The following is a 22,024-nucleotide window of genomic DNA, read 5'->3' on the forward strand; positions in this document are numbered from 1 at the left end:
AGGAGGTTGGGTACTTTTGTTCCAACCTCTTTTTAGCATAGATAGAAACATACAGCGTATGTAAACGCTTTAAATGACAGAAATGACTTGCTAAATTAGCTCTAAAGCGTTATCATAGGAGAGAAGAATAAATGGAGGAAAGACATGACACATATTACATTTGATTATTCAAAAGTTTTGGATAAATTTGTAGCGCCACATGAAGTGGACTATATGCAAGCACAGGTAACAGCGGCAGATGAGTTGTTGCGTAAAGGAACAGGCGCAGGCAGCGACTTCTTGGGCTGGTTGGATCTTCCTGAAAACTATGATAAGGAAGAATTTGATCGTATTTTGAAGGCAGCTGAGCAAATCAAATCTGATAGCGATGTTTTGGTCGTTATCGGAATTGGGGGTTCTTACCTTGGAGCTAAGGCAGCGATTGATTTCTTGAATCATCACTTTGCAAACTTGCAAACAAAAGAAGAGCGTAAAGCACCGCAAATTTTGTATGCTGGAAACTCTATTTCATCTACTTACTTGGCTGACTTGGTAGAATACGTTTCAGACAAAGAATTTTCTGTTAACGTGATTTCAAAATCAGGTACAACCACAGAACCAGCGATTGCTTTCCGTGTTTTCAAAGAGTTGTTGATTCAAAAATATGGTCAAGAAGAAGCCAACAAGCGGATTTATGCGACAACAGACCGTGAAAAAGGTGCGGTAAAAGTTGAAGCAGATGCAAACGGTTGGGAAACATTTGTGGTGCCAGATGATATTGGCGGACGATTCTCTGTGTTGACAGCAGTGGGCTTACTTCCAATTGCAGCTTCTGGTGCGGATATCAAAGCTTTGATGGATGGTGCAAATGCGGCTCGTAAAGCCTATACATCCGATAAGATTGCTGAAAATGAAGCGTATCAATATGCAGCACTTCGCAATATCTTGTACCGCAAGGGCTATGCGACTGAAATCTTGGTTAATTATGAGCCATCTCTTCAATACTTTAGCGAATGGTGGAAACAATTAGCAGGGGAATCAGAAGGAAAAGACCAAAAAGGGATTTACCCAACATCTGCCAACTTCTCAACAGACTTGCACTCACTTGGTCAATTTATCCAAGAAGGCGCTCGTATCCTATTTGAAACAGTTATCCGTGTGGATAAACCTCGTAAAAATGTGATTATCCCTGAATTTGAAGAAGATTTGGACGGACTTGGCTACATCCAAGGAAAAGATGTGGACTTTGTCAATAAAAAAGCGACCGACGGTGTTCTTCTTGCTCACACAGACGGCGATGTGCCAAACATGTTTGTGACGCTTCCAGAACAAGATGAATTTACTCTTGGATATGTGATCTACTTCTTCGAGCTTGCTATTGCCCTTTCTGGTTACTTGAATGCGATTAACCCATTTGACCAACCAGGGGTAGAAGCGTATAAGAAAAATATGTTTGCTCTTCTTGGAAAACCTGGATTTGAAGAATTGAGCAAAGAATTGAATGCTCGCTTGTAAAAGCGATGGGAACGGCTTCCGTGAGGAGGTCGTTTTTTGATGAGAAAATATTCATTTTTATCCCTAAAATGCTTTTTAGGTTATATTGTATCTAGCGATATCCTCCATTTTATAGTGATGGTATTACTGGTACTTGGAGGAGGATTGAGCAAGTTTAAAGATCGGAATATGACAACATCATCACTTCCATCATCCACAAGTCCATCTAGTTCAGAAGAGGTCACAAAGACTGATGAATCTGCTAGCAGTTCCTCTAGCGAAAAAGAGATAGAAACAGGATTTGAGCCGCACGATGTGTCTGATTCGACCATTGAATCCATTAAGACCTATCAGGATTATTTGACCATATATGAATATATTGTCAATAATTACATCACTAATTATGAAGCTATAGTTTCGCGTCAGGGATTAGGGAATGCAGCGGCTTATCAAGCTATGAGAGATGGTGTCGTAGAGAGTGTGGAGCAACAAAAGAAACAATATGGCATTTTGGGCAAGGCTCCGCTAGTTGGTAAGAGCGAGTTAGTAAAGTTTCTCAAAGATTACCGTGATGAGTTGCAAAAGATGGTTGATGAGATGGCCGCTGCTTTAGGTGGATAAACGATTGGTTGAAGGAATAGAAATATCCCTTGTTTTTATGAAAAATTCAAGAAATTTTTCTTCCTTTTTCCATATGATTTTGATACAATAGTCCAATGAATCAGTATCAGAAACGTATCTTTAAGGGGATTTTATATGCTTTATTCTCTGGGGTGATCTGGGGGATTTGTGGCATTTTAGGAGAGTATTTTTTCAGTCATTATCAGGTGTCCTCAGGGTGGATTACCTCAACTCGTTTGGTGATTGCAGGGGTGAGTGTCTTGTTGCTATCTGCGAGTCAACAGGGAATGGCGATTTTTGAGATTTGGAAATGTCGGCGCTCTTTTCTTCCTTTTTTAGCCTATGCGATTTTGGGAGTCTTTTCGGTTCAGTTTTTCTTTTATCTCTGTATCGAATCTTCTAATGCTGCAACGGCAACGATTTTGCAGTTTGTGAGTCCTGTGTTTATCCTTCTTTATAATCACGTGATGAAGCGGCAAAAAGCGTCTCTTTTAGCTATTGTCTATATTGCATTAGCGATGATTGGGGTGGCTTTAATGGCTACTAAAGGGGATTTTTCGACTTTAGCGATTACACCTTTTGCGCTAGTGACTGGTCTTTTAAGTGCTATTGCAGTAGGATTTAATGTGATTTTACCCCAGCGGTTTGCAAAGAATTATGGCTTTATCAATACGGTTGGTTGGGGAATGTTAGTGGCAGGGCTTTTGAGTAATAGTCTGTATCCGATGACGAAAGTGACGTTTACGCTTGATTGGGTGAGTGTAGCCATTATTTTAACGATTACCTTATTTGGAACAGCTCTCTCTTTTCTAGTGTCTATGAAAGCAGCTTCCTTGGTTTCTCCCTTGATTGTATCTGTCATTGGCGCTAGTGAGCCTTTGTCTTCGGCTTTCTTGAGCGTTCTTTTTCTAGGCTTGCAGATGGATTGGATTTTATTGATCGCTATGACTTTGGTTGTGGTGCCTATGGTTTTTCTATCTATTGAAGAATCTCGTACAGGTCAAGAAATGCATTAAAAAGTTAGGTTTTGCCTAGCTTTTTTACTTTTGGGTAGGAAAAACCTTGCTGTTATTGGTTTTTTGAAAAAATATGGTATAATAGAGTTAATTTTGGTAGATGGAGTTGAGTTTTGAAGAAAAGCTATCGCGTCAAGAGAGAAAAAGATTTCAATGCGATTTTCAAGGAAGGACAAAACTTCGCAAATCGGAAGTTTGTTGTTTATAAATTGGAAAATCATCACAAACATTTTCGGGCAGGATTGTCAGTGAGTAAAAAATTAGGCAATGCTGTGGTGCGAAATCAGATTAAGCGCAGGATTCGTCATATTTTAATGGCGCATCAAATCAATGTGAAAGCGCTTGATTTTGTAATTATCGCACGCAAAGGCGCAGAAGTTCTGACCTACCAAGAGTTAGAAAAGAATCTACTCCATGTATTAAAAATAGCAAAAATCTATCAGGAAGGTTATGATTGTGAAAAAGAAAAGTAGCCTGCTGTTGCTTTCCCTAAGTTCCCTTGTGGTTTTAACAGCTTGTGGAACCAGTGACATCACAGCAAGTACACCGGGCGTTTGGGGGAAATTTGTCTATTTCTTTGCGGAAATGATTCGAATGTTATCCTTTAATGGTAGTACCGGAATTGGGATTATTCTCTTTACCTTGGTCATTCGGACGATTCTCTTGCCAGTTTTTCAGTTGCAAATCAATGCTTCGCGGAAAATGCAGGAAATTCAGCCACAAATGCGTGCTCTTCAAGAGAAATATCCAGGGCGAGATATGGAAAGTCGGACACGGCTAGAGGAGGAGCGCCAGCGTTTATTTAAGGAAGAAGGGGTGAAACCTTCCGCTGCTATGTGGCCGATTTTGATTCAAATGCCTGTTCTTTTGGCCTTGTTCAATGCGTTAACAAGAGTGGAGTTCTTGCAGCAGGGGCATTTCTTATGGCTCAATTTAGCAGAAAAAGATCCCTACTTTATTCTTCCTGTTTTAGCAGCTGGCTTTACCTTTTTAAGCACTTGGCTTAGCAATAAAGGATTGGTCGAAAAGAATGGTCTTACCACAGGAATGATGGTTATCATGCCAATCATCATCTTTATCTTCACCTTACAGGTAGCAAGTGGGGTAGCTCTCTATTGGAGTACATCAAATGCCTATCAAGTCTTTCAGACCTTGATTTTAAGCAATCCTTTTAAGATGATTGAGGAGAGACAAGCCAAGGAGGCGGCTGAGAAGGAATTAGTAGCCAAGAAAAAACGTGCGATGAAAAAGGCACAGAAAAAGAAAAAGTAAAGGAGGACTCTTGCTATGGTAGTATTTACAGGAGCGAGTGTCGAAGAGGCCATCCAGAATGGCTTGCGTGAATTAGATATTCCACGAATGAAGGCGCATATCAAAGTCATCTCTCGTGAGAAAAAGGGCTTTTTAGGCTTATTTGGTAAAAAAGATGCCCAAGTGGATGTGGAACCAATTAGTGAAATCACAGTTGCTAAAGCCAACCAAAAGGCAGTAAAAGGGGTTCCAGAAGAGATTAACGCCCAAAACGAGCCGGTCAAGAGCGTGAGCGAAGCAACGGTTGATTTAGGGCGCGTGGTTGAAGCCATCAAAAAAATCGAAGAAGAGGGCGAAGAAGTTTCAGACGAAGTGAAAGAAGAGATTCTGAAACATGAAAAAGAGCCGACAACGATTTTGGAAGAAACAGGGACGCTAGATCTTTTGATTGAAAAAGAGGAAGCAACTGAGCCTGTTAATCTCGAAGATACCAATGTGATTTCCTTTGAGCGTGCTATTGAAAAGCGAAGAGAAAAGCCTGAAAGAGAAGAGTCTTTTGAGGACTTAGGTCTTGAAGTGGAAGAAGTCGATGAAGTGGATATTGAAGATGTTGTAGAGACAGTGACGGCTTATGTGCAGACCATTGTCGATGAGATGGATGTGGAGGCTATGATTAGTAGCGAGCACAATCGTCGTAGCATCAATATGCAGATTGATACCAATGAGCCAGGACGAATTATTGGCTATCATGGCAAGGTTTTAAAAGCTCTTCAGCTCTTGGCACAAAATTATCTCTACAATCAATACACCAAGAGTTTCTACATTTCCATCAATGTAAATGATTATGTAGAGCATCGAGCGGAAGTGTTGCAGAGTTATGCGCAGAAATTAGCGGATCGGGTTTTGGAAGAACGTCGTAGCCAAAAGACAGATCCGATGTCTAATAATGAACGCAAGATCATTCACCGAATTGTCTCTCGCATGGATGGTGTAACGAGCTATTCTGAAGGCGATGAGCCAAACCGTTATGTAGTGGTCGATATTGACGAAGATTAAGAGTAACTGAGAAGAATGTCTTCTCAGTTTGTCTTTTATAGAGAGGAGAAAGGATGTTTCAGGCATTAGAAGCCTTTTTAGCTCATCAAGGTGAGAAATATACTAGGCCTCAAAAAGCAGGTGCTATGGCGGCTTATATGGAGGAACTAAAGGCAAAAGGACAAGCAGCTAGAAAAGAGTTTCAAGAATTGTCCAAAGCCTTTCAAGCGAGTCAGCCTCAGTTGACTATATTATCAACCAGCCAATGGATGAATCAAGCACAAATCCTACGACCGCATTTTTGGACCTATTTTCAGGCTGAAGGAGAGGAAAGCGAGCCGATGTTTGCCCTGCGTTTGTATGGGAAGACTGAGGATTTTGGTGTTTCTCTGGAAGTGAGCTTTTTAGAGCGAAAAAAAGACGAAGATAGTTTAAGCAAGCAAAATCGTGTATTAGCTAGCCCCTTGTCACCTCCTAGCTACTATGTGGTGCAAGAGGCAAATGAGAGCAACATGTGGGAAGCAACGCAAGAAAATCGCCTCAGCTTGATTGACCTCGTCCAAAAAGGAGAGGTTCGAAAAGTCTTATTGAGACAAGATATAGCGCTGAAAGATCGAGAAGATATGAAAATGGTTTTGCAGGATTTATCAGACGCTTATCACTGTTTAGAGCCATTTTATCAGTTGACTCGCCAGAAATCCTAAGCAGATACTTAAAAAAATTCTGGAACTATGATATAATGAGAAAGATTGAAAAATACAGGAGAGAAACATGACAAAAGCCATTCGTGTGCGTTATGCACCAAGTCCAACTGGACTTTTACACATCGGAAATGCGCGGACAGCGCTCTTTAACTACCTTTATGCTCGTCATCATGGCGGAACGTTTTTGATTCGGATTGAAGATACTGACCGCAAGCGCCATGTGGAAGACGGTGAGCGTTCGCAATTGGAGAACCTCCGCTGGTTGGGAATTGATTGGGACGAAAGTCCAGAAACTCACGAAAAGTACCGCCAGTCAGAGCGCCTTGACATCTATCAAGAGTATGTTAATGAATTGTTAGAAAAAGGTTTGGCATACAAGTCCTATGTGACAGAAGAAGAATTGGCAGCTGAGCGTGAGCGCCAAGAAGCAGCTGGTGAAACACCGCGCTATATTAATGAGTACCTTGGCATGTCAGACGAAGAAAAAGCAGCTTATATTGCTGAGCGTGAGGCAGCAGGTATCATTCCGACAGTTCGTCTGGCGGTCAATGAAGAGGGCATCTACAAGTGGAACGATATGGTCAAGGGTGAGATTGAGTTTGAAGGTGGCAATATCGGTGGCGACTGGGTTATCCAGAAAAAAGACGGCTATCCAACCTACAACTTTGCCGTGGTCATCGATGACCATCTAATGGAAATTTCTCACGTTATCCGTGGGGATGACCACATTGCCAATACTCCTAAACAGCTCATGGTCTATGAAGCCCTTGGTTGGGAAGCGCCAGAGTTCGGTCACATGACCTTGATTATCAACTCTGAAACTGGTAAGAAATTGTCCAAACGTGACACCAACACGCTCCAATTTATCGAAGATTACCGCAAGAAAGGCTATCTGCCAGAAGCAGTCTTTAACTTTATTGCCCTTCTTGGCTGGAACCCTGGTGGTGAGCATGAAATCTTCTATCGTGAGGAATTGATTGAGTTATTTGATGAACATCGTCTCAGCAAATCACCAGCAGCCTTTGACCAGAAGAAGCTCGACTGGATGAGCAATGAGTACATCAAGAATGCCGATTTTGAAACGATTTTTGAAATGGCAAAACCATTCTTGGCTGAAGCTGGTCGTTTGACAGATAAGGCTGAAAAATTAGTGGAACTTTACAAACCACAAATGAAAGCAGTCGATGAAATCGTGCCTTTGACCGACCTCTTCTTTGAAGATTTCCCAGCTCTGACTGAAGCTGAAGAAGAAGTCATGGCAGGAGAGACCGTGCCAACTGTTCTCACCGCTTTCAAGGAAAAATTAGAAGCCATGACGGAAGAAGACTTCAAGTCTGAAAACATCTTCCCACAAATCAAGGCGGTTCAGAAAGAAACTGGTATCAAAGGCAAAAACCTCTTCATGCCAATCCGCATCGCCGTGTCAGGTGAAATGCACGGGCCAGAATTACCAGATACCATTTATCTACTTGGCCGTGAAAAATCAATCCAGCATTTGGACAATATGCTGAAAGAAATTACAAAATAATCATTTGAAAAGTCTAGGACTCCGTTCTAGGCTTTTCATGTAGCTTCAGTCTTGGGACGGATTTTCTAAAAAAGCAAGCGAATTCCCTTGACTATTTTTGACCAAATGATATAATAAAAACATAGAAATTAGCACTCGAATAGAAAGAGTGCTAAACAAATCCTTGGAGGTAAGATATGCTCAAACCATTGAACGATCATGTGGTCGTAAAAGTAGAAGAAAAAGAAGAACAAACGGTTGGTGGCTTTGTCCTTGCGGGCAATAACCGTGAGGCGACCAAGGTCGCTGAAGTCCTTGCAGTCGGACAAGGAATCCGTACTCTTACAGGCGAATTAGTCCCATCAAGCGTGAAGGCTGGTGATAAAGTCGTTCTGGAAGACCATGCAGGGATTGAGGTCAAAGACGGTGATGCGAAAGTCTTGCTTGTCCGTGAAGCAGAAATTTTAGCAATTGTAGAGTAAGGAGAGGCTTAAAAATATGGCAAAAGAGATTAAATTTTCATCAGATGCCCGCACAAGCATGGTGCGTGGAGTGGATATTTTAGCAGATACAGTAAAAGTAACCTTGGGTCCAAAAGGACGCAATGTAGTGCTTGAAAAAGCTTTTGGCTCACCTTTGATCACCAATGACGGTGTAACGATTGCCAAAGAAATCGAACTAGAAGACCACTTTGAAAATATGGGTGCTAAATTGGTGTCAGAAGTTGCTTCTAAAACCAATGATATTGCAGGTGACGGAACTACAACAGCAACTGTTTTGACCCAAGCCATTGTCCGTGAAGGGATTAAAAATGTAACCGCAGGGGCAAATCCAATCGGAATCCGTCGTGGGATTGAAGCAGCAGTAAGCGCAGCTGTTGAGGCACTTAAAGCGACTTCTGTGCCTGTGGCTAATAAAGAAGCTATCGCCCAAGTAGCAGCTGTGTCTTCACGCAGTGAAAAAGTTGGTGAATACATCAGTGAAGCTATGGAAAAAGTTGGCAAAGATGGTGTTATCACGATCGAAGAGTCTAAAGGGATGGAGACAGAGCTTGAGGTTGTAGAAGGTATGCAATTTGACCGTGGTTACCTCTCTCAGTATATGGTGACAGACAATGAGAAAATGGTGGCTGACCTTGATAATCCATACATTTTGATTACCGATAAGAAGATTTCAAATATTCAAGAAATCTTGCCGTTGTTAGAGAGCATTCTTCAAAGCAGTCGTCCGCTTTTGATTATCGCAGATGATGTGGATGGTGAAGCGCTTCCTACTCTTGTCTTGAACAAGATTCGTGGAACCTTCAACGTTGTTGCTGTGAAAGCACCAGGATTTGGTGACCGTCGTAAGGCGATGCTTGAAGACATCGCGATTTTGACTGGTGGTACTGTTATTACAGATGACCTTGGTCTTGAGTTGAAAGATGCGACTATTGAAGCCCTTGGTCAAGCTTCTAAAGTCAGCGTGGATAAGGATACAACTGTTATTGTTGAAGGTGCGGGTGACGCCACAGCTATTAAGAACCGTATCGGTATTATCAAGGCACAAATCGAAACAACAACTTCTGACTTTGACCGTGAGAAATTGCAAGAACGCTTGGCGAAATTGTCAGGTGGTGTAGCTGTCATCAAGGTCGGAGCAGCGACAGAGACAGAGTTGAAAGAAATGAAACTCCGTATCGAAGATGCCCTTAATGCTACTCGTGCAGCCGTTGAAGAAGGTATTGTTGCCGGTGGTGGAACAGCATTTGTCAATGTCATTGATGCTGTGGCAAGTCTTGAAGTAGAAGGTGACGAAGCGACAGGACGAAATATTGTTCTTCGTGCCTTGGAAGAGCCAGTTCGCCAAATCGCGCTTAATGCAGGATTTGAAGGTTCTATCGTTATTGATCGCTTGAAAAACTCAGAAGCAGGTACAGGTTTCAATGCTGCAACCGGTGAGTGGGTTAACATGATTGAAGCAGGAATCATTGACCCTGTGAAGGTGACTCGTTCTGCCCTTCAAAATGCAGCCAGCGTTGCAAGTCTCATCTTGACCACAGAAGCTGTTGTCGCAAACAAACCAGAACCAGCTGCCCCAGCTCCAGCAATGGATCCAAGCATGATGGGTGGCATGATGTAAGAAATGAAAATCTCGTAGAAAATTTTCTGCGAGATTTTTTGAGTATAAGAAAGAAGGATTGAAAATGGATTATGTAAATTTTATTCGTTCGAAAGTTGGGCATGAAAAGATTTTTCTTAACTTTGCCGCAGGTATTTTGCCAGACGAGTTTGGACGGATTTTACTGCAAAAACGGGCAGATAAAGAAGTCTGGGATTTTCCAGGCGGATGTATGGAGCTCGGAGAGTATGCTGTGGAGACATTGCTGCGGGAATTTAAGGAAGAAACAACGCTTGAGGTAGAGCCAGTCCGTTTTCTAGGAGCTTATACGAATTGTCAGGTTTCCTATCCTAATGGTGATGAGGCACAGGCAGTTGGCTTGATTTATGAAGTGGCAGCAAAACAAGATCTGACAGGGATTGAACGTGTGAAGACAGAAGAGAGCTTGGAGTTGCGCTTTTTCTCACAGGAAGAGATTGAGGTTTTGACGCTCGAGGGTCCGCATAGTAGAGCTATAATAGAGGATTATTTTTTAGGCACTTATCCTTTGAGGCGTTGATGATATAGTCATTTAGTTTCCATTTATTACGTCGTTACCTCGCCTTGCTTAACCTAAGTTATGCCTGCGACTCGTTGCTTCGTACTAAATCAAAACTAAACAACTATAAAAAGCTTGATGTGAAATAGGTCACATCAAGTTTTTATTTTAGCTGATTTTATCGACATAGAGTTGCTTAGCAATGCTGCTGCTGATTTGGAGTTCTTTTTCTCCTGTTTCAATGGAGTAGAGTTGCGTAAAGGGGTCGTATTGGGTCAAATGAATCGTGTCTCCGAGTTTTAAATCCTGCTTTTCCAGATATTGGAGCAGTTCGAATTCATCGTGAACCCGTGTTAATTGATACATCCCCACCTCACGCGCTGCATCAAGGGTGAGTGCATTTTTTTCCACCAAAATCGCCCCTTTTTCAGGAATCGTTCCCCCGTGTGGGCACATGGCAGGATAGTCAAGAAAGTGATTGAGGCGCTCGACAAAGAGATCTGAGATGGTGTGCTCCAAAACTTCTGCTTCATCGTGGATTTGATCGGTCGTGTAGCCGAGTTTATCTAGCAGAAAGACTTCAATCAAGCGATGTTTGCGGTAGAGGTCAGACACTAAGCCTAGTCCTAAATCGGTCAAGAGATAGCCTGCCTTGCTGTCTTTTTCAATCAAGCCTTCTTCAATCATGCGTTTGACCATTTCAGTCACAGCAGGAGGAGATACTTGCATACGGGTAGCGATTTCCTTATTGGTAATCTTTTTGGTATGCACGCTAATCTCATAGATACATTTTAGGTAGTCTTCTTTGTTTGGGGTCATCTGTCTCTCTTCCTTTTTGGGATTCTCTGGGAGTGGGACAAAAATCGGGATTTCGCAGAAATCGATTTTGTAGTCCCGCCCCCGCAAGGTTGATGTGGTTTGTAGAATATTGATTTATCAATGTTTTACAAACCCGACATCTACTGCGTCAAACTGTTAGAACTATAAAATGTAACGAAATCGGGGACTTTTGTCTCAACCTCTAGAGTTGGTTGAGGGCGGAAAGTGCAGCCTCATAGTCGGGTTCTGAATTGATATTGTCCAGATATTCGACATAGCCAATCTTGTTTGTTTCATCTAGCACGAGAATAGCGCGTGCTAAAAGATGCCATTCATTCATCAATAGACCATAAGCCTCTCCAAAAGAATGGTCGAAATAATCGGATAGTAGCACAGCCTTGTCTAAGCCTGCAGCACCACACCAGCGTTTTTGAGCAAAAGGCAAATCCATAGAAATAGTAATCACCACAGCGTCCTCTCTAGCTGATAATTCTTGATTAAAACGACGAGTCTGTGTGGAGCAAATGCCAGTGTCAATCGAAGGCACAATGCTGAGGACCTTTTTCTTGCCAGAAAAGTCAGATAAAGAAATTTTTTCCAATTCTGGGTTGATAAGGGTAAAGTCAAGTGCGGTATCACCGACTTGTAGTTGTTTCGTTTCAAAAGTCACGGGTTGTCCGAGAAATGTTGCCATAAAATACTCCTTTTTTCTTTCTATTGTAGGAAAATTTTTGCAACATTGCGAATGATTTGTTTTTATTTTGCCAATCCTTCAGCAATTTTATCCAAATTCCATTTCATCATGGCATAGTAACTGTCTCCGTCTTCGCCTTCTTCAGCGACAGAATCGGTGAAGATTTTCGCGTAAATCGGGATATTGGTGTCTTTTGAGACGGTCTTCATTGGACGGTCATCGACACTACTTTCAACAAAGAGGGATGGAACTTTAGTCTGACGGAGTTTTTCAACTAAATTCTTGATCTGATCAGGTGTTCCCTCTTCTTCGGTGTTAATTTCCCAGATGTAGGCAGATGGAACCTGATAGGCTTTGGAGAAATATTTGAAACAGCCTTCGCTGGTGACAATCATTTTCTTCTCAGCAGGAATGTTGTTGAATTTTTCTTTGGCTTCTTTATCTAGTGTACTAAGTTTTTCGAGGTAGGTAGCTAGGTTTTTCTCGTAAGTTTCCTTGTTTTTTGGATCTTTAGCAATTAATTGTTTTGCAATATTTTGGGCATAAATCATCCCATTTTCAAGATTGAGCCAAGCGTGTGGGTCTTCCTTGCCTTTTTCATCTTCCCCTTCAAGGTAGATGACTTCAACGCCGTCGCTGACAGCAAAATAGTCCTTGTTTTCTACCTTGTTGGCATTTTTGACCAATTTGGTAAACCAAGCATTGCCGCCGGTTTCAAGGTTAATGCCGTTGTAGAAGATGAGGTCAGCTTTCGATATCTTTTTCACATCTTCAGGCAGAGGTTCGTATTCGTGCGGATCTTGCCCAACTGGGACAATACTGTGAAGATCAATCTTGTCACCTGCGATATTTTTGGTTATATCAGCAAGGATAGAGTTGGTTGTGACAACTTGTAATTTCCCGTTGTCAGCTTTTTTGCTGCTGGTTGAGCAGGCAGTAAGCCCAAGGATTGCAAGGAATGCTAGGGCAAGGATTGAGAGTTTTTTCATCAAGTGCTCCTTATGAATGAGACGACTTTTTGACATAGCGCATCAAGATGCCTTGCTTTGGGGCAAAGAGAAAGCTAATCAAAAAGAAAGTGGCTGATGTCAAGACGATACTGGATCCTGCGGCAATATTAAAACTATATCCGATAAAAAGTCCAACGATAGAAGCAAGGGCTCCCAAGGTGGAGGATAGGAAAATCATTGTTTTTAAGCTATTGGCGTAGAGATAGGCAGTAGCGGCTGGGGTAATCAGCATGGCAACAATGAGGATGGTTCCGACACTTTGCATGGCAGTGACTGAAACCAAAGTCAGCAAAATCATGAGAAGGTAGTGATATGCATTAACAGGCATTCCCATGGATTTTGCAAGTAAGGGATCAAAGGAGGTAATCAAGAGTGGCTTGAAGAAGAGGAAAATGAGGAGGAGTACAACGGCTGCAACGCCAATCGTAATCCATTTATCCATATCTTGTACCGCCAGAATATTTCCAAATAAAATATGGAATAAATCGGTTGAGCTATTTGCAACTCCAATCAGGATGACCCCCAGCGCCAGAAAGGCTGAGAAGGTAATCCCGATAGCGGTATCACTCTTGATGATACTATTTCCTTTGATGTAGGTAATCATCACCGATGCCAGAAGCCCGAAGGCAATCGCACCGATAAAAAAGTTAATGCCTAAGATATAAGAAAGGGCAACGCCTGGGAGCACCGCATGGGAAATTGCATCTCCCATGAGGGACAAGCCCCGTAAGATAATAAAACATCCCACTGCTCCAGCGACAATTCCAATCACAATGGCTGTCACGACAGCATTTTGCAGAAAGTGAAAACTTTGCAATCCTTCAATAAATTCTTGAATCATTTTGTATGCTCCTCCATCACGATCAGTTGATTGCCATAAGTAGCCTCTAGGTTTTCCTTGGTAAAGGTGACATTCGTCTCTCCAATGGCGATGAGTTGGCGATTTAGCAATAGCACTTGGTCAAAATAGTGCTTGACCTTGTTGAGGTCATGATGGACGATGAGGATGGTCTTGCCTGCTGCTTTGAGTTGTCTAAGCGTCGTCATGATGATTTCTTCACTGACAGAGTCAATCCCGACAAAGGGCTCATCAAGAAAGATATAGTCAGCCTCCTGAACCAAACAACGAGCAATCAAGACACGCTGGAACTGTCCGCCAGAAAGTTCGCTGATTTGTCGGTCAGCATAATCCTTTAGTCCAACCAAATCAAGGGCATGTGCGACTTTTTCCCAATGCTTTGCTTTGAGTCGCTCGAAAAACTGGATTTTAGGATAGAGTCCTAGCGACACGCACTCCTTGACCGTAATCGGAAAAGTGAAGTCAATCGCTGCTTTTTGCTCGACATAGGCGATTTTGCCGCGTTGTTTTCGAATATCCTTGCCATCCAAAATGGTCTTTCCCTCGTGGTCAATAATCTGAAGCATAGCTTTTAAGAGGGTAGATTTGCCTGCCCCGTTTGGTCCTAGAATACCTGTAATGGTTGGTCCTTGGATGTTTAAGTGAATCGTGTCCAAGGCTAGCACTTGGTGATAGCTGACACTTAAACGTTCTATTTCAATCATCATTCATACCTCGCATAGAATTAATATAGCTTAATTTAAAAATTAAGTCAAGTTAATTTTTGAAAAAATGTAAGCATTTTCTCCTTTTTCTTTAAAAATGAGGTAAAATTCATTTAAAAGCCTGCAAATTCTTGTGTTTTCTGCTATCATGTAGATAGAAAATAGAAAAGAGGTTCCTATGGTACGTTTACAAGATGATTTTTATGAGGCAATAAATGGACAATGGGCAGAGACTGCTGAAATTCCAAGTGACAAGCCAGTGACAGGCGGTTTTGTGGATCTACATGATGAGATTGAAGAGTTAATGCTTGCGACAACAGACAAGTGGCTAAAAGGTGAGGAAGTACCTGAGGATAGCGTTCTTCAAAACTTTGTCAAATACCACCGCTTAGCAGCAGATTTTGATAAAAGAGAAGCAGATGGCATTGCACCAGCTCTTTCCTTGATTGAAGAATATAAAAATATCCAGTCTTTTGCAGATTTTGTCGAAAAAATGGCAGCCTTTGAATTGGCAGGTAAGCCAAATGGACTACCGTTTGGTATTGCGCCTGACTTTATGGACGCTAAGACCAATGTCCTCTGGGCAGGAGAGCCAGGAACTATCTTGCCAGATACGACCTACTATGCAGAAGACCACCCACAAAAGGCAGAATTGTTAGCTCTTTGGCGCCAGTCTGAGACAGACTTGCTCCGCAAGTTTGACTTTTCAGATGAAGAAATTACTGATTTACTGGATAAGATGGAGGAGCAGGATGCGCGTGTGGCAAAAATCGTGCTTTCAAACGAAGACAAGGCCGAGTATTTCAAGCTCTATCATCCCTATACATTTGCCGATTTTGCAGCCCTTGTGCCAACGCTTCCGTTAGATAATTTCTTTAAGCAAGTTATTGGTCAAGTTCCAGACAAGATCATTGTGGAAAATCCTCGTTTCTGGGAAATGGCAAAAGAATTTTACTGTGAAGAGAATTGGGAGTATTTGAAAGCTAACTTGATTGTGAGTGCGGTGAGCTCTGTGACTTCTTATCTGACAGATGAGATTCGTATCCTATCAGGAGCTTATGGACGGGCCTTATCTGGTACGCCAGAAGCACAAAACAAGAAAAAAGCTGCCTTCTATTTGGCACAAGCACCATTTGATCAAGCTCTGGGCTTGTGGTATGCAGGGGAGAAATTCTCACCAGAAGCTAAGCTTGATGTGGAGCAAAAAGTTGCGACCATGATTGAGGTCTATAAAGAGCGCTTGGTAGCTAACGACTGGTTGACTGAAGAAACCAAGAAGCAAGCCATTGTCAAGCTCGGTGTGATTAAGCCTTATATCGGGTATCCTGAGAAATTGCCAGAGCGCTATTATGACAAGGTCATCGATGAGAGCAAGTCTCTCCTTGAAAATGCTCAATTCTTGAGAGAATTGTCTATCAAGCATTCATGGAGCAAGTGGAATCAACCGGTTGACGATAGCGAGTGGGGGATGCCAGCTCACATGGTCAATGCCTACTACAGCCCGCAACAAAATAAAATCGTCTTTCCAGCGGCTATCTTGCAAGCGCCGTTTTACTCACTAGAGCAGACCTCGTCTGAAAACTATGGCGGAATCGGTGCGGTCATCGCTCACGAAATTTCGCATGCCTTTGATACCAATGGCGCTTCCTTTGATGAAAATGGTAGCTTGAAAAACTGGTGGACAGAAGAAGACTACGCAGCCTTCAAGGAAAAAACGCAAAAAGTGGTGGACCTCTTTGAGGGGCAAGATTCTCACGGTGCTAAGGTAAACGGGAAATTGACCGTCTCTGAAAACGTGGCTGACTTGGGTGGCCTTGCAGCAGCACTTGAAGCCGCAAAACGTGATGAAGACTACTCAGCAGAAGAATTCTTCACCAACTGGGGTCGCATCTGGCGCATGAAAGGACGGACAGAGTACATGAAGTTGCTTGCGAGCGTTGACGTTCACGGACCGGCAAAACTCCGCGTTAACCTACAAGTACCAAACTTTGACGAATTCTTTGAAACCTTCGATGTCACAGAAAAAGACGGCATGTGGCGCGCACCAGAAGATCGTGTAGTGATTTGGTAGGATATATAAAAAAGGGCTGGGCAAAAACTTGCTTCAGAATAAAACCACACTGTCATTTCCATCTTGAAAACAATCAAGATGAAAGAATCACAGTGTGGTTTTTGATTTTTAGAGGTTTTAGTAGCCAAATTCTTTGCCAATTTTGTGAGATTCATACTCATGAAGAGGAATCCGACCTCTGTTTGGACAGCTTGATTCCCTCGAACGTGAACTCTGCGCACGCCAAAAATACTCTTCAATCTGCCAAAAACGGGCTCGATATCGATTTTCCGTTTAGCGTAGATGCGAGAGCCTTCTTCGCTATGCAATTGTTCCTTTATGACTTCCTTAAAATAATTCCAAGTCGGATTATAATGGATTTGTTTCTGATGACCACTTTCTGTTTTGGCAAGTTGATCTAGCTCTAGCGTGTCCTGTATCTTATCTGCCTCGTAAATTTTGAAATCTCGTTCAAAGCCGTACTTGTCCGTTCGGCGAGAATAGTTCTTAAAGGAATAAACAACTCCATCTGGTTTTATAAACTGGTCTGTCTCTTCAAGATAATCCCAGTTAGCTGGGTTCTCTGCACTGTTCTTATATTTCTTAGTTAATTCCTTTTGGTACATGCCATAGGGAATAAGCGGTGTTTTCTCCAGCTCATCCATAATAAAACGATAATTCTCCTCGCTACCATAACCTGCATCAGCTACAATGTTTTGGAACAAGTCTAATGTTTGAATGGATTGGAGGAAGGGTTTGAGGGTTCTGGTATCAGTTGGATTGGGAAAGATATCATAAGCAAGAACGTATTGACCATTGGTTGCGGCTTGAACATTATAACCAGGTTTCAACTGGCCATTCATCATATGATCCTCTTTCATCCGCATAAAGGTAGCGTCATGGTCTGTTTTAGAAAACGAATTGCGTCCTAGAAAAGTATCTCTAGCCTCTTCGTAGCGCTGTTTACGAGGGAGGTAATCTTTTTTCAATTGGTTGCGGAGCTTCTGGATGCGACGTCGTTTTTGTTTATTAGCAGAACCGCCTTTGATAACTTTTGGCTCTTGGGCGATTGCTTTTTCCACTTCATCAAGGGCCTCTTCAGTCTTTTCAAGCAGGGCTTTGAGTCCCTCGCTGGTTTCACATTCTTCTTTTGAGAGGGCTAAATCTACCCCTTCTTGAACGAGCTTGTCATAGAGTTTAGAGATGTTTCCATTTAAAGCAGTCTCGTATTTCTCGACAGCTTTCTTCCATGTGAAAGAATAGAGATTAGCATCGGCCTCTAGTTTTGTGCCATCGATAAAGAGCGCCTCGTCTTTAATCAGACCATTGTCTCGCATGAGTAGGGTAAAGTAAATAAAGGCCGTCTTAATCAGGTGATTGGCATGTTTACTTGAACGGAAATTATTGATGGTTTTATAGCTAACATAAGTGTCTTGACTTAGCCATTTCATCGGAATAACTTCTTCGTTCATCTGCACTATTTTACGACCAGAAAAGACCTGACGGGCATAAGCGAAGAGCGTCATTTTTAACAGCATAGCAGGATGAAAAGCAGGGCGGCCCGTGTGTGACTTTTCTTCAAGCAGCACATCACTTGGCATACTATCCACGAACAAACTAATCAGTCTTGCTTCATGCGTCATTGGGAGATCAAAAGCAAGATTTAGTTCCAAACTTAATTGATTTGTGTTATACTCTTTATACATCGTCATGGCTTTCTAGTTATTTTGTGGTTATTATAATGATACCATGACTTTGTGAAAACGAGCATCTCCATCTACGGAAATGCTCGTTTTTTAACTTCTGAAGCTAGTTTTTGCCCAGACTCTTTTGCTTTTTCTGATATAGATAATTCCCCAATGCTAGTAAGCTGAATATTCCACTTGCTATAAATAAGGGAACGGGCGCTGGGTGGATGGGTTGTGGTGCCAGGGTATTCCAAATCGGCTCTAAAATGAAAATCAGGCTGATAGCAATCAGAAAGCGATAGCGTAGTTTGGTTTTCATCTTATGATTTAATACTAAAGGAAAGGTGAAGAAATTGGCAAGGTGATTGAAGGTGATTTCTAAAATAGAATTTGGATAAAAAAGAAGTGTCAGAGCAACTGTTCCACAAAGAATGGCATTTAGCTGACAAAAGTACTCCCAATAATAAAATAATTCTTTTTTCATGCCTGTTGCTTCTTTCTGTTTTGATGCCAATAATTTGCTAATGCTAACAAGCCCAGTACCAGACTAGCTAGGAAGTAGAAGAGCGGGGTTGGGTGGAGCGATTCTATTGAAATCATAGCCCAAATCGGCTCTAAAATGAAAATCAGGCTGATAGCAATTAAAAAGCGATAGCGGAGCTTGGTTTTCATCTTTTGACTGGTAACGAGAGTTAAAGAAAAGATATTCACAAGAGTCGATAGGCGTAGTGTTGGGTCGAGTTGTGGAAAGATGAGCATGGTGATAGCAGTTAGTGTGCATAGGGTTGCATTTAGGATGCAAAAATGTTCCCAGTAGTAAAATAGTTCTTTTTTCATTTTAGGGCTTCCTTCTTTTTTTGTAGAGATAGTTGCTCAGCGAGAGGAGGGCAAAAATGCTCGTTAAAATAAGCAAGTGATTTCTTGTGAGAAGGATTGAACTTGGTTCAAAAAGAGTTGTGAGAGGTCCAATGACAACACACATCAAAAATCCAATACTATTTCTATAAAGGGGACGTATGCTTGAGTTTTTGTTGACAAGTAGAGGCATGGAGAGAAGAATCGCTATTTTTGAAAAATGAAGGTGGAGAGTTTGATCAGAGGAAGTATTTTTAATCAATAGAGGTGTCATAAAATAGGTTAATCCGCAGATACAAAATATAGTCCAGTAGCTAAAAAATTCCTTTTTCATGCTTTTATCTCCTTTCTTCATCTAGCTCAGATAGGCAGTCATACAATAGCTAACATACATTTCAATCGTTTAATAACTCCTTTTTATTTTAGTATAGCGTTTTCAAAAGTGAAAATCAAGAAATTCCTGCATTTTCCGTTTAATCTCCTGCTGCAAATGGGATAGAACATGGTATAATAGAAACATCATACAAAATTGGAGAGAAAAGGCTATGAGTTTTTACAATCATGGAGTGGTAGAGCCTAAGTGGCAAAAATACTGGGCAGAACACCACACCTTCAAAACAGGTACAGATAAAGAGAAACCAAATTTTTATGCCCTTGATATGTTCCCTTATCCAAGTGGGGCGGGGCTTCACGTTGGACACCCAGAAGGCTATACCGCAACAGATATCTTGAGCCGCTATAAGCGTGCCCAAGGCTACAATGTCCTTCACCCAATGGGCTGGGATGCCTTTGGTCTGCCTGCGGAGCAATATGCCATGGATACAGGAAATGACCCTGCGGAGTTTACAGCGCAAAATATTGCCAACTTCAAACGCCAAATCAATGCGCTTGGATTTTCTTATGACTGGGACCGTGAGGTCAACACGACAGATCCTGACTACTACAAGTGGACTCAGTGGATTTTCACGAAACTCTACGAAAAAGGTTTGGCCTATGAAGCTGAAGTGCCTGTCAACTGGGTAGAAGAGCTTGGAACAGCCATTGCCAACGAAGAAGTTTTGCCAGATGGAACGTCTGAGCGGGGTGGTTATCCAGTAGTCAGAAAGCCAATGCGTCAATGGATGCTAAAAATCACCGCTTATGCAGAGCGCTTGCTCAATGACTTGGAAGACTTGGATTGGCCAGAGTCCATCAAGGACATGCAACGTAACTGGATTGGAAAATCTCGTGGTGCCAATGTCACTTTTGCCGTCAAAGGAACGGATAAGGACTTCACCGTCTTTACAACCCGCCCTGATACCCTTTTTGGGGCAAGCTTTGCCGTTTTAGCACCTGAGCATGAGTTGGTAGACCAAATCACAACGGCTGAACAAGCCGCTGCGGTAGCAGACTACAAGCACCAAGCCAGCCTTAAGTCAGACCTTGCGCGGACGGACCTTGCCAAGGAAAAGACAGGTGTTTGGACTGGTGCTTATGCGGTGAACCCTGTCAATGGTCAAGAAATTCCGATTTGGATTGCGGACTATGTCCTTGCAAGCTACGGGACAGGTGCCGTTATGGCAGTGCCTGCACACGACGGTCGTGATTGGGAATTTGCTAAGACCTTTGATTTGCCAATTGTGGCAGTTATCGAAGGAGGCGATGTGGACAAGGAAGCCTATACAGAGGACGGACTTCACATCAATTCTGATTTCCTAGATGGCTTGAACAAGGCATATGCGATTGAAAAGATGATTGCCTGGTTGACTGAACATGGTGTCGGTGAGGAAAAAGTGACCTACCGTTTGCGCGACTGGCTCTTCAGCCGTCAGCGCTATTGGGGTGAGCCGATTCCAATCATTCACTGGGAAGATGGTACATCAACAGCTGTTCCTGAAAATGAATTGCCGCTTGTCTTGCCAAAAACCAGCGATATTAAGCCGTCTGGTACTGGAGAAAGCCCGCTTGCTAACTTGACAGACTGGCTAGAAGTGACCCGTGAAGATGGTGTCAAAGGACGTCGTGAGACCAATACGATGCCACAATGGGCAGGTTCAAGCTGGTACTATCTCCGCTACATCGATCCGCACAATAGTGAAAAACTCGCTGATGAAGACCTACTCAAGGCTTGGTTGCCAGTAGATATCTATATCGGAGGTGCAGAGCATGCAGTACTTCACCTACTCTATGCCCGCTTCTGGCACAAATTCCTCTATGATATCGGTGTCGTTCCAACCAAGGAACCATTCCAAAAACTCTTTAACCAAGGGATGATTTTGGGAACCAGCTATCGTGATAGCCGCGGTGCGCTCGTTGCGACTGATAAGGTTGAAAAACGTGACGGTTCATTCTTCAATATCGAAACAGGAGAAGAGTTAGAACAAGCCCCTGCTAAGATGTCCAAATCCCTCAAAAACGTAGTCAATCCAGACGATGTCGTAGCCCAATACGGTGCAGATACCCTTCGTGTTTACGAAATGTTTATGGGACCGCTTGATGCGTCCATCGCTTGGAGTGAAGAAGGCTTGGAAGGTAGCCGTAAGTTCCTCGACCGTGTCTATCGCTTGGTTACATCAAAAGAGATTGTTGCAGAAAACAACGGGAACTTAGACAAGGTTTACCATGAAACGGTCAAAGCTGTGACCGAGCAGATTGAAACGCTCAAGTTCAATACAGCTATTGCCCAACTCATGATTTTCGTCAATAGCGCCAACAAGGAAGAAGTGCTTTATGTTGAATATGCTAAAGGCTTCATCCAGTTGATTGCCCCATTTGCGCCACACTTGGCAGAAGAACTCTGGCAAATCGTGACCGGCTCAAATGACGGTATTTCCTACGTGCCATGGCCAAGCTATGACGAATCCTTCCTAGTGGAAGACGAGATTGAAATCGTTGTTCAAATCAAGGGCAAGGTTCGTGCTAAATTGGTCGTTACCAAAGACCTTTCTCGTGAGGACTTGGAAGCTGCAGCTCTTGCGGATGAAAAAGTCCAAGCAGAGATTGCAGGTAAAGACATTGTCAAAGTCATTGCCGTACCGAATAAATTAGTCAACATTGTTGTGAAATAAGGATAAAAGAGGTTAACGATTTGTTTAACCTCTTTTATCTAGACCAATTTTTA

General features: G+C 42.4%; 20 protein-coding genes and 1 pseudogene. 13 read left to right on the forward strand and 8 right to left on the reverse strand.

Going from position 1 to position 22,024, the window contains the following annotated elements; genetic code table 11:
* Positions 1 to 144: 144 nt before the first annotated feature.
* The 11 genes from AB1I63_09270 to AB1I63_09320 all read left to right on the forward strand — a co-directional run bounded on the left by AB1I63_09270 (position 145) and on the right by AB1I63_09320 (position 10,266).
* Entirely contained in the window at positions 145 to 1,494 is a 1,350-nt protein-coding gene (locus tag AB1I63_09270) for a glucose-6-phosphate isomerase (protein MEW4355021.1), read from the forward strand.
* A 168-nt stretch (positions 1,495 to 1,662) separates the two neighbouring features.
* Positions 1,663 to 2,094, forward strand: coding sequence for a hypothetical protein (locus tag AB1I63_09275; GenBank protein ID MEW4355022.1), 432 nt, complete (start codon positions 1,663 to 1,665; stop codon positions 2,092 to 2,094).
* A 95-nt stretch (positions 2,095 to 2,189) separates the two neighbouring features.
* Entirely contained in the window at positions 2,190 to 3,110 is a 921-nt protein-coding gene (locus AB1I63_09280; GenBank protein MEW4355023.1) for a DMT family transporter, read from the forward strand.
* Positions 3,111 to 3,223: 113 nt separating this feature from the next.
* Positions 3,224 to 3,583, forward strand: coding sequence for a ribonuclease P protein component (gene rnpA, locus AB1I63_09285; protein ID MEW4355024.1), 360 nt, complete (start codon positions 3,224 to 3,226; stop codon positions 3,581 to 3,583).
* Positions 3,567 to 4,382: a membrane protein insertase YidC gene (locus tag AB1I63_09290; protein ID MEW4355025.1), complete on the forward strand. Its 816-nt coding sequence runs from the start codon at positions 3,567 to 3,569 to the stop codon at positions 4,380 to 4,382. Before rnpA ends, AB1I63_09290 begins: the two co-directional genes overlap by 17 nt.
* A 15-nt stretch (positions 4,383 to 4,397) precedes the next feature.
* A complete protein-coding gene (jag, locus tag AB1I63_09295) occupies positions 4,398 to 5,417 on the forward strand; it encodes an RNA-binding cell elongation regulator Jag/EloR (GenBank protein ID MEW4355026.1) in 1,020 nt (339 codons plus the stop codon).
* A 53-nt stretch (positions 5,418 to 5,470) separates the two neighbouring features.
* Positions 5,471 to 6,100: an HI_0552 family protein gene (locus AB1I63_09300; GenBank protein MEW4355027.1), complete on the forward strand. Its 630-nt coding sequence runs from the start codon at positions 5,471 to 5,473 to the stop codon at positions 6,098 to 6,100.
* A 67-nt stretch (positions 6,101 to 6,167) separates the two neighbouring features.
* On the forward strand, positions 6,168 to 7,628 hold the full coding sequence (gene gltX / locus AB1I63_09305) for a glutamate--tRNA ligase (protein MEW4355028.1): 1,461 nt from the start codon (positions 6,168 to 6,170) through the stop codon (positions 7,626 to 7,628).
* Positions 7,629 to 7,804: 176 nt separating this feature from the next.
* A complete protein-coding gene (groES, locus tag AB1I63_09310; protein MEW4355029.1) occupies positions 7,805 to 8,089 on the forward strand; it encodes a co-chaperone GroES in 285 nt (94 codons plus the stop codon).
* Between the two features lie 16 nt (positions 8,090 to 8,105).
* The gene (gene groL, locus AB1I63_09315) at positions 8,106 to 9,728 is read left to right on the forward strand and encodes a chaperonin GroEL (GenBank protein ID MEW4355030.1); all 1,623 of its coding nucleotides are present in this window, start codon (positions 8,106 to 8,108) and stop codon (positions 9,726 to 9,728) included.
* 58 nt (positions 9,729 to 9,786) lie between these two features.
* On the forward strand, positions 9,787 to 10,266 hold the full coding sequence (locus AB1I63_09320; GenBank protein ID MEW4355031.1) for an NUDIX domain-containing protein: 480 nt from the start codon (positions 9,787 to 9,789) through the stop codon (positions 10,264 to 10,266).
* Between the two features lie 147 nt (positions 10,267 to 10,413).
* On the opposite strand, the gene AB1I63_09325 is transcribed toward AB1I63_09320, so the two are convergent.
* From AB1I63_09325 to AB1I63_09345, 5 genes are all read right to left on the reverse strand, one after another.
* A complete protein-coding gene (locus tag AB1I63_09325) occupies positions 10,414 to 11,064 on the reverse strand; it encodes a metal-dependent transcriptional regulator (GenBank protein MEW4355032.1) in 651 nt (216 codons plus the stop codon).
* Positions 11,065 to 11,266: 202 nt separating this feature from the next.
* Positions 11,267 to 11,758 carry a thiol peroxidase gene (gene tpx, locus AB1I63_09330; protein MEW4355033.1) on the reverse strand — a complete coding sequence of 164 codons (492 nt, stop codon included), beginning with the start codon at positions 11,756 to 11,758 and terminating at the stop codon, positions 11,267 to 11,269.
* 62 nt (positions 11,759 to 11,820) lie between these two features.
* On the reverse strand, positions 11,821 to 12,747 hold the full coding sequence (locus AB1I63_09335; protein ID MEW4355034.1) for a metal ABC transporter substrate-binding protein: 927 nt from the start codon (positions 12,745 to 12,747) through the stop codon (positions 11,821 to 11,823).
* A gap of 10 nt (positions 12,748 to 12,757) precedes the next feature.
* Positions 12,758 to 13,609: a metal ABC transporter permease gene (locus AB1I63_09340; GenBank protein MEW4355035.1), complete on the reverse strand. Its 852-nt coding sequence runs from the start codon at positions 13,607 to 13,609 to the stop codon at positions 12,758 to 12,760.
* A complete protein-coding gene (locus AB1I63_09345) occupies positions 13,606 to 14,331 on the reverse strand; it encodes a metal ABC transporter ATP-binding protein (GenBank protein MEW4355036.1) in 726 nt (241 codons plus the stop codon). The genes AB1I63_09340 and AB1I63_09345 overlap by 4 nt, the downstream gene beginning before the upstream one ends.
* Before the next feature lie 178 nt (positions 14,332 to 14,509).
* Between AB1I63_09345 and AB1I63_09350 the strand changes: the two are divergent.
* A pseudogene (locus AB1I63_09350) lies at positions 14,510 to 16,330 on the forward strand (M13-type metalloendopeptidase).
* Here the strand turns inward: AB1I63_09350 and AB1I63_09355 are convergent.
* The 3 genes from AB1I63_09355 to AB1I63_09365 form a co-directional block, all read right to left on the reverse strand.
* Positions 16,276 to 18,087, reverse strand: coding sequence for an IS1182 family transposase (locus tag AB1I63_09355; protein ID MEW4355037.1), 1,812 nt, complete (start codon positions 18,085 to 18,087; stop codon positions 16,276 to 16,278). The pseudogene AB1I63_09350 and the gene AB1I63_09355 sit on opposite strands and share 55 nt — an antisense overlap.
* Positions 18,088 to 18,190: 103 nt before the next feature.
* On the reverse strand, positions 18,191 to 18,553 hold the full coding sequence (locus AB1I63_09360; protein ID MEW4355038.1) for a hypothetical protein: 363 nt from the start codon (positions 18,551 to 18,553) through the stop codon (positions 18,191 to 18,193).
* Positions 18,550 to 18,906, reverse strand: coding sequence for a hypothetical protein (locus AB1I63_09365; GenBank protein MEW4355039.1), 357 nt, complete (start codon positions 18,904 to 18,906; stop codon positions 18,550 to 18,552). Before AB1I63_09365 ends, AB1I63_09360 begins: the two co-directional genes overlap by 4 nt.
* A 563-nt stretch (positions 18,907 to 19,469) precedes the next feature.
* Here AB1I63_09365 and leuS point away from each other — a divergent pair.
* Complete coding sequence (gene leuS / locus AB1I63_09370; protein MEW4355040.1) at positions 19,470 to 21,971, forward strand: leucine--tRNA ligase; 2,502 nt, start codon at positions 19,470 to 19,472, stop codon at positions 21,969 to 21,971.
* The last annotated feature ends 53 nt before the right edge of the window (positions 21,972 to 22,024 follow it).

Source organism: Streptococcus pneumoniae (genome assembly GCA_040719455.1).
Classification (GTDB): domain Bacteria; phylum Bacillota; class Bacilli; order Lactobacillales; family Streptococcaceae; genus Streptococcus; species Streptococcus pneumoniae_G.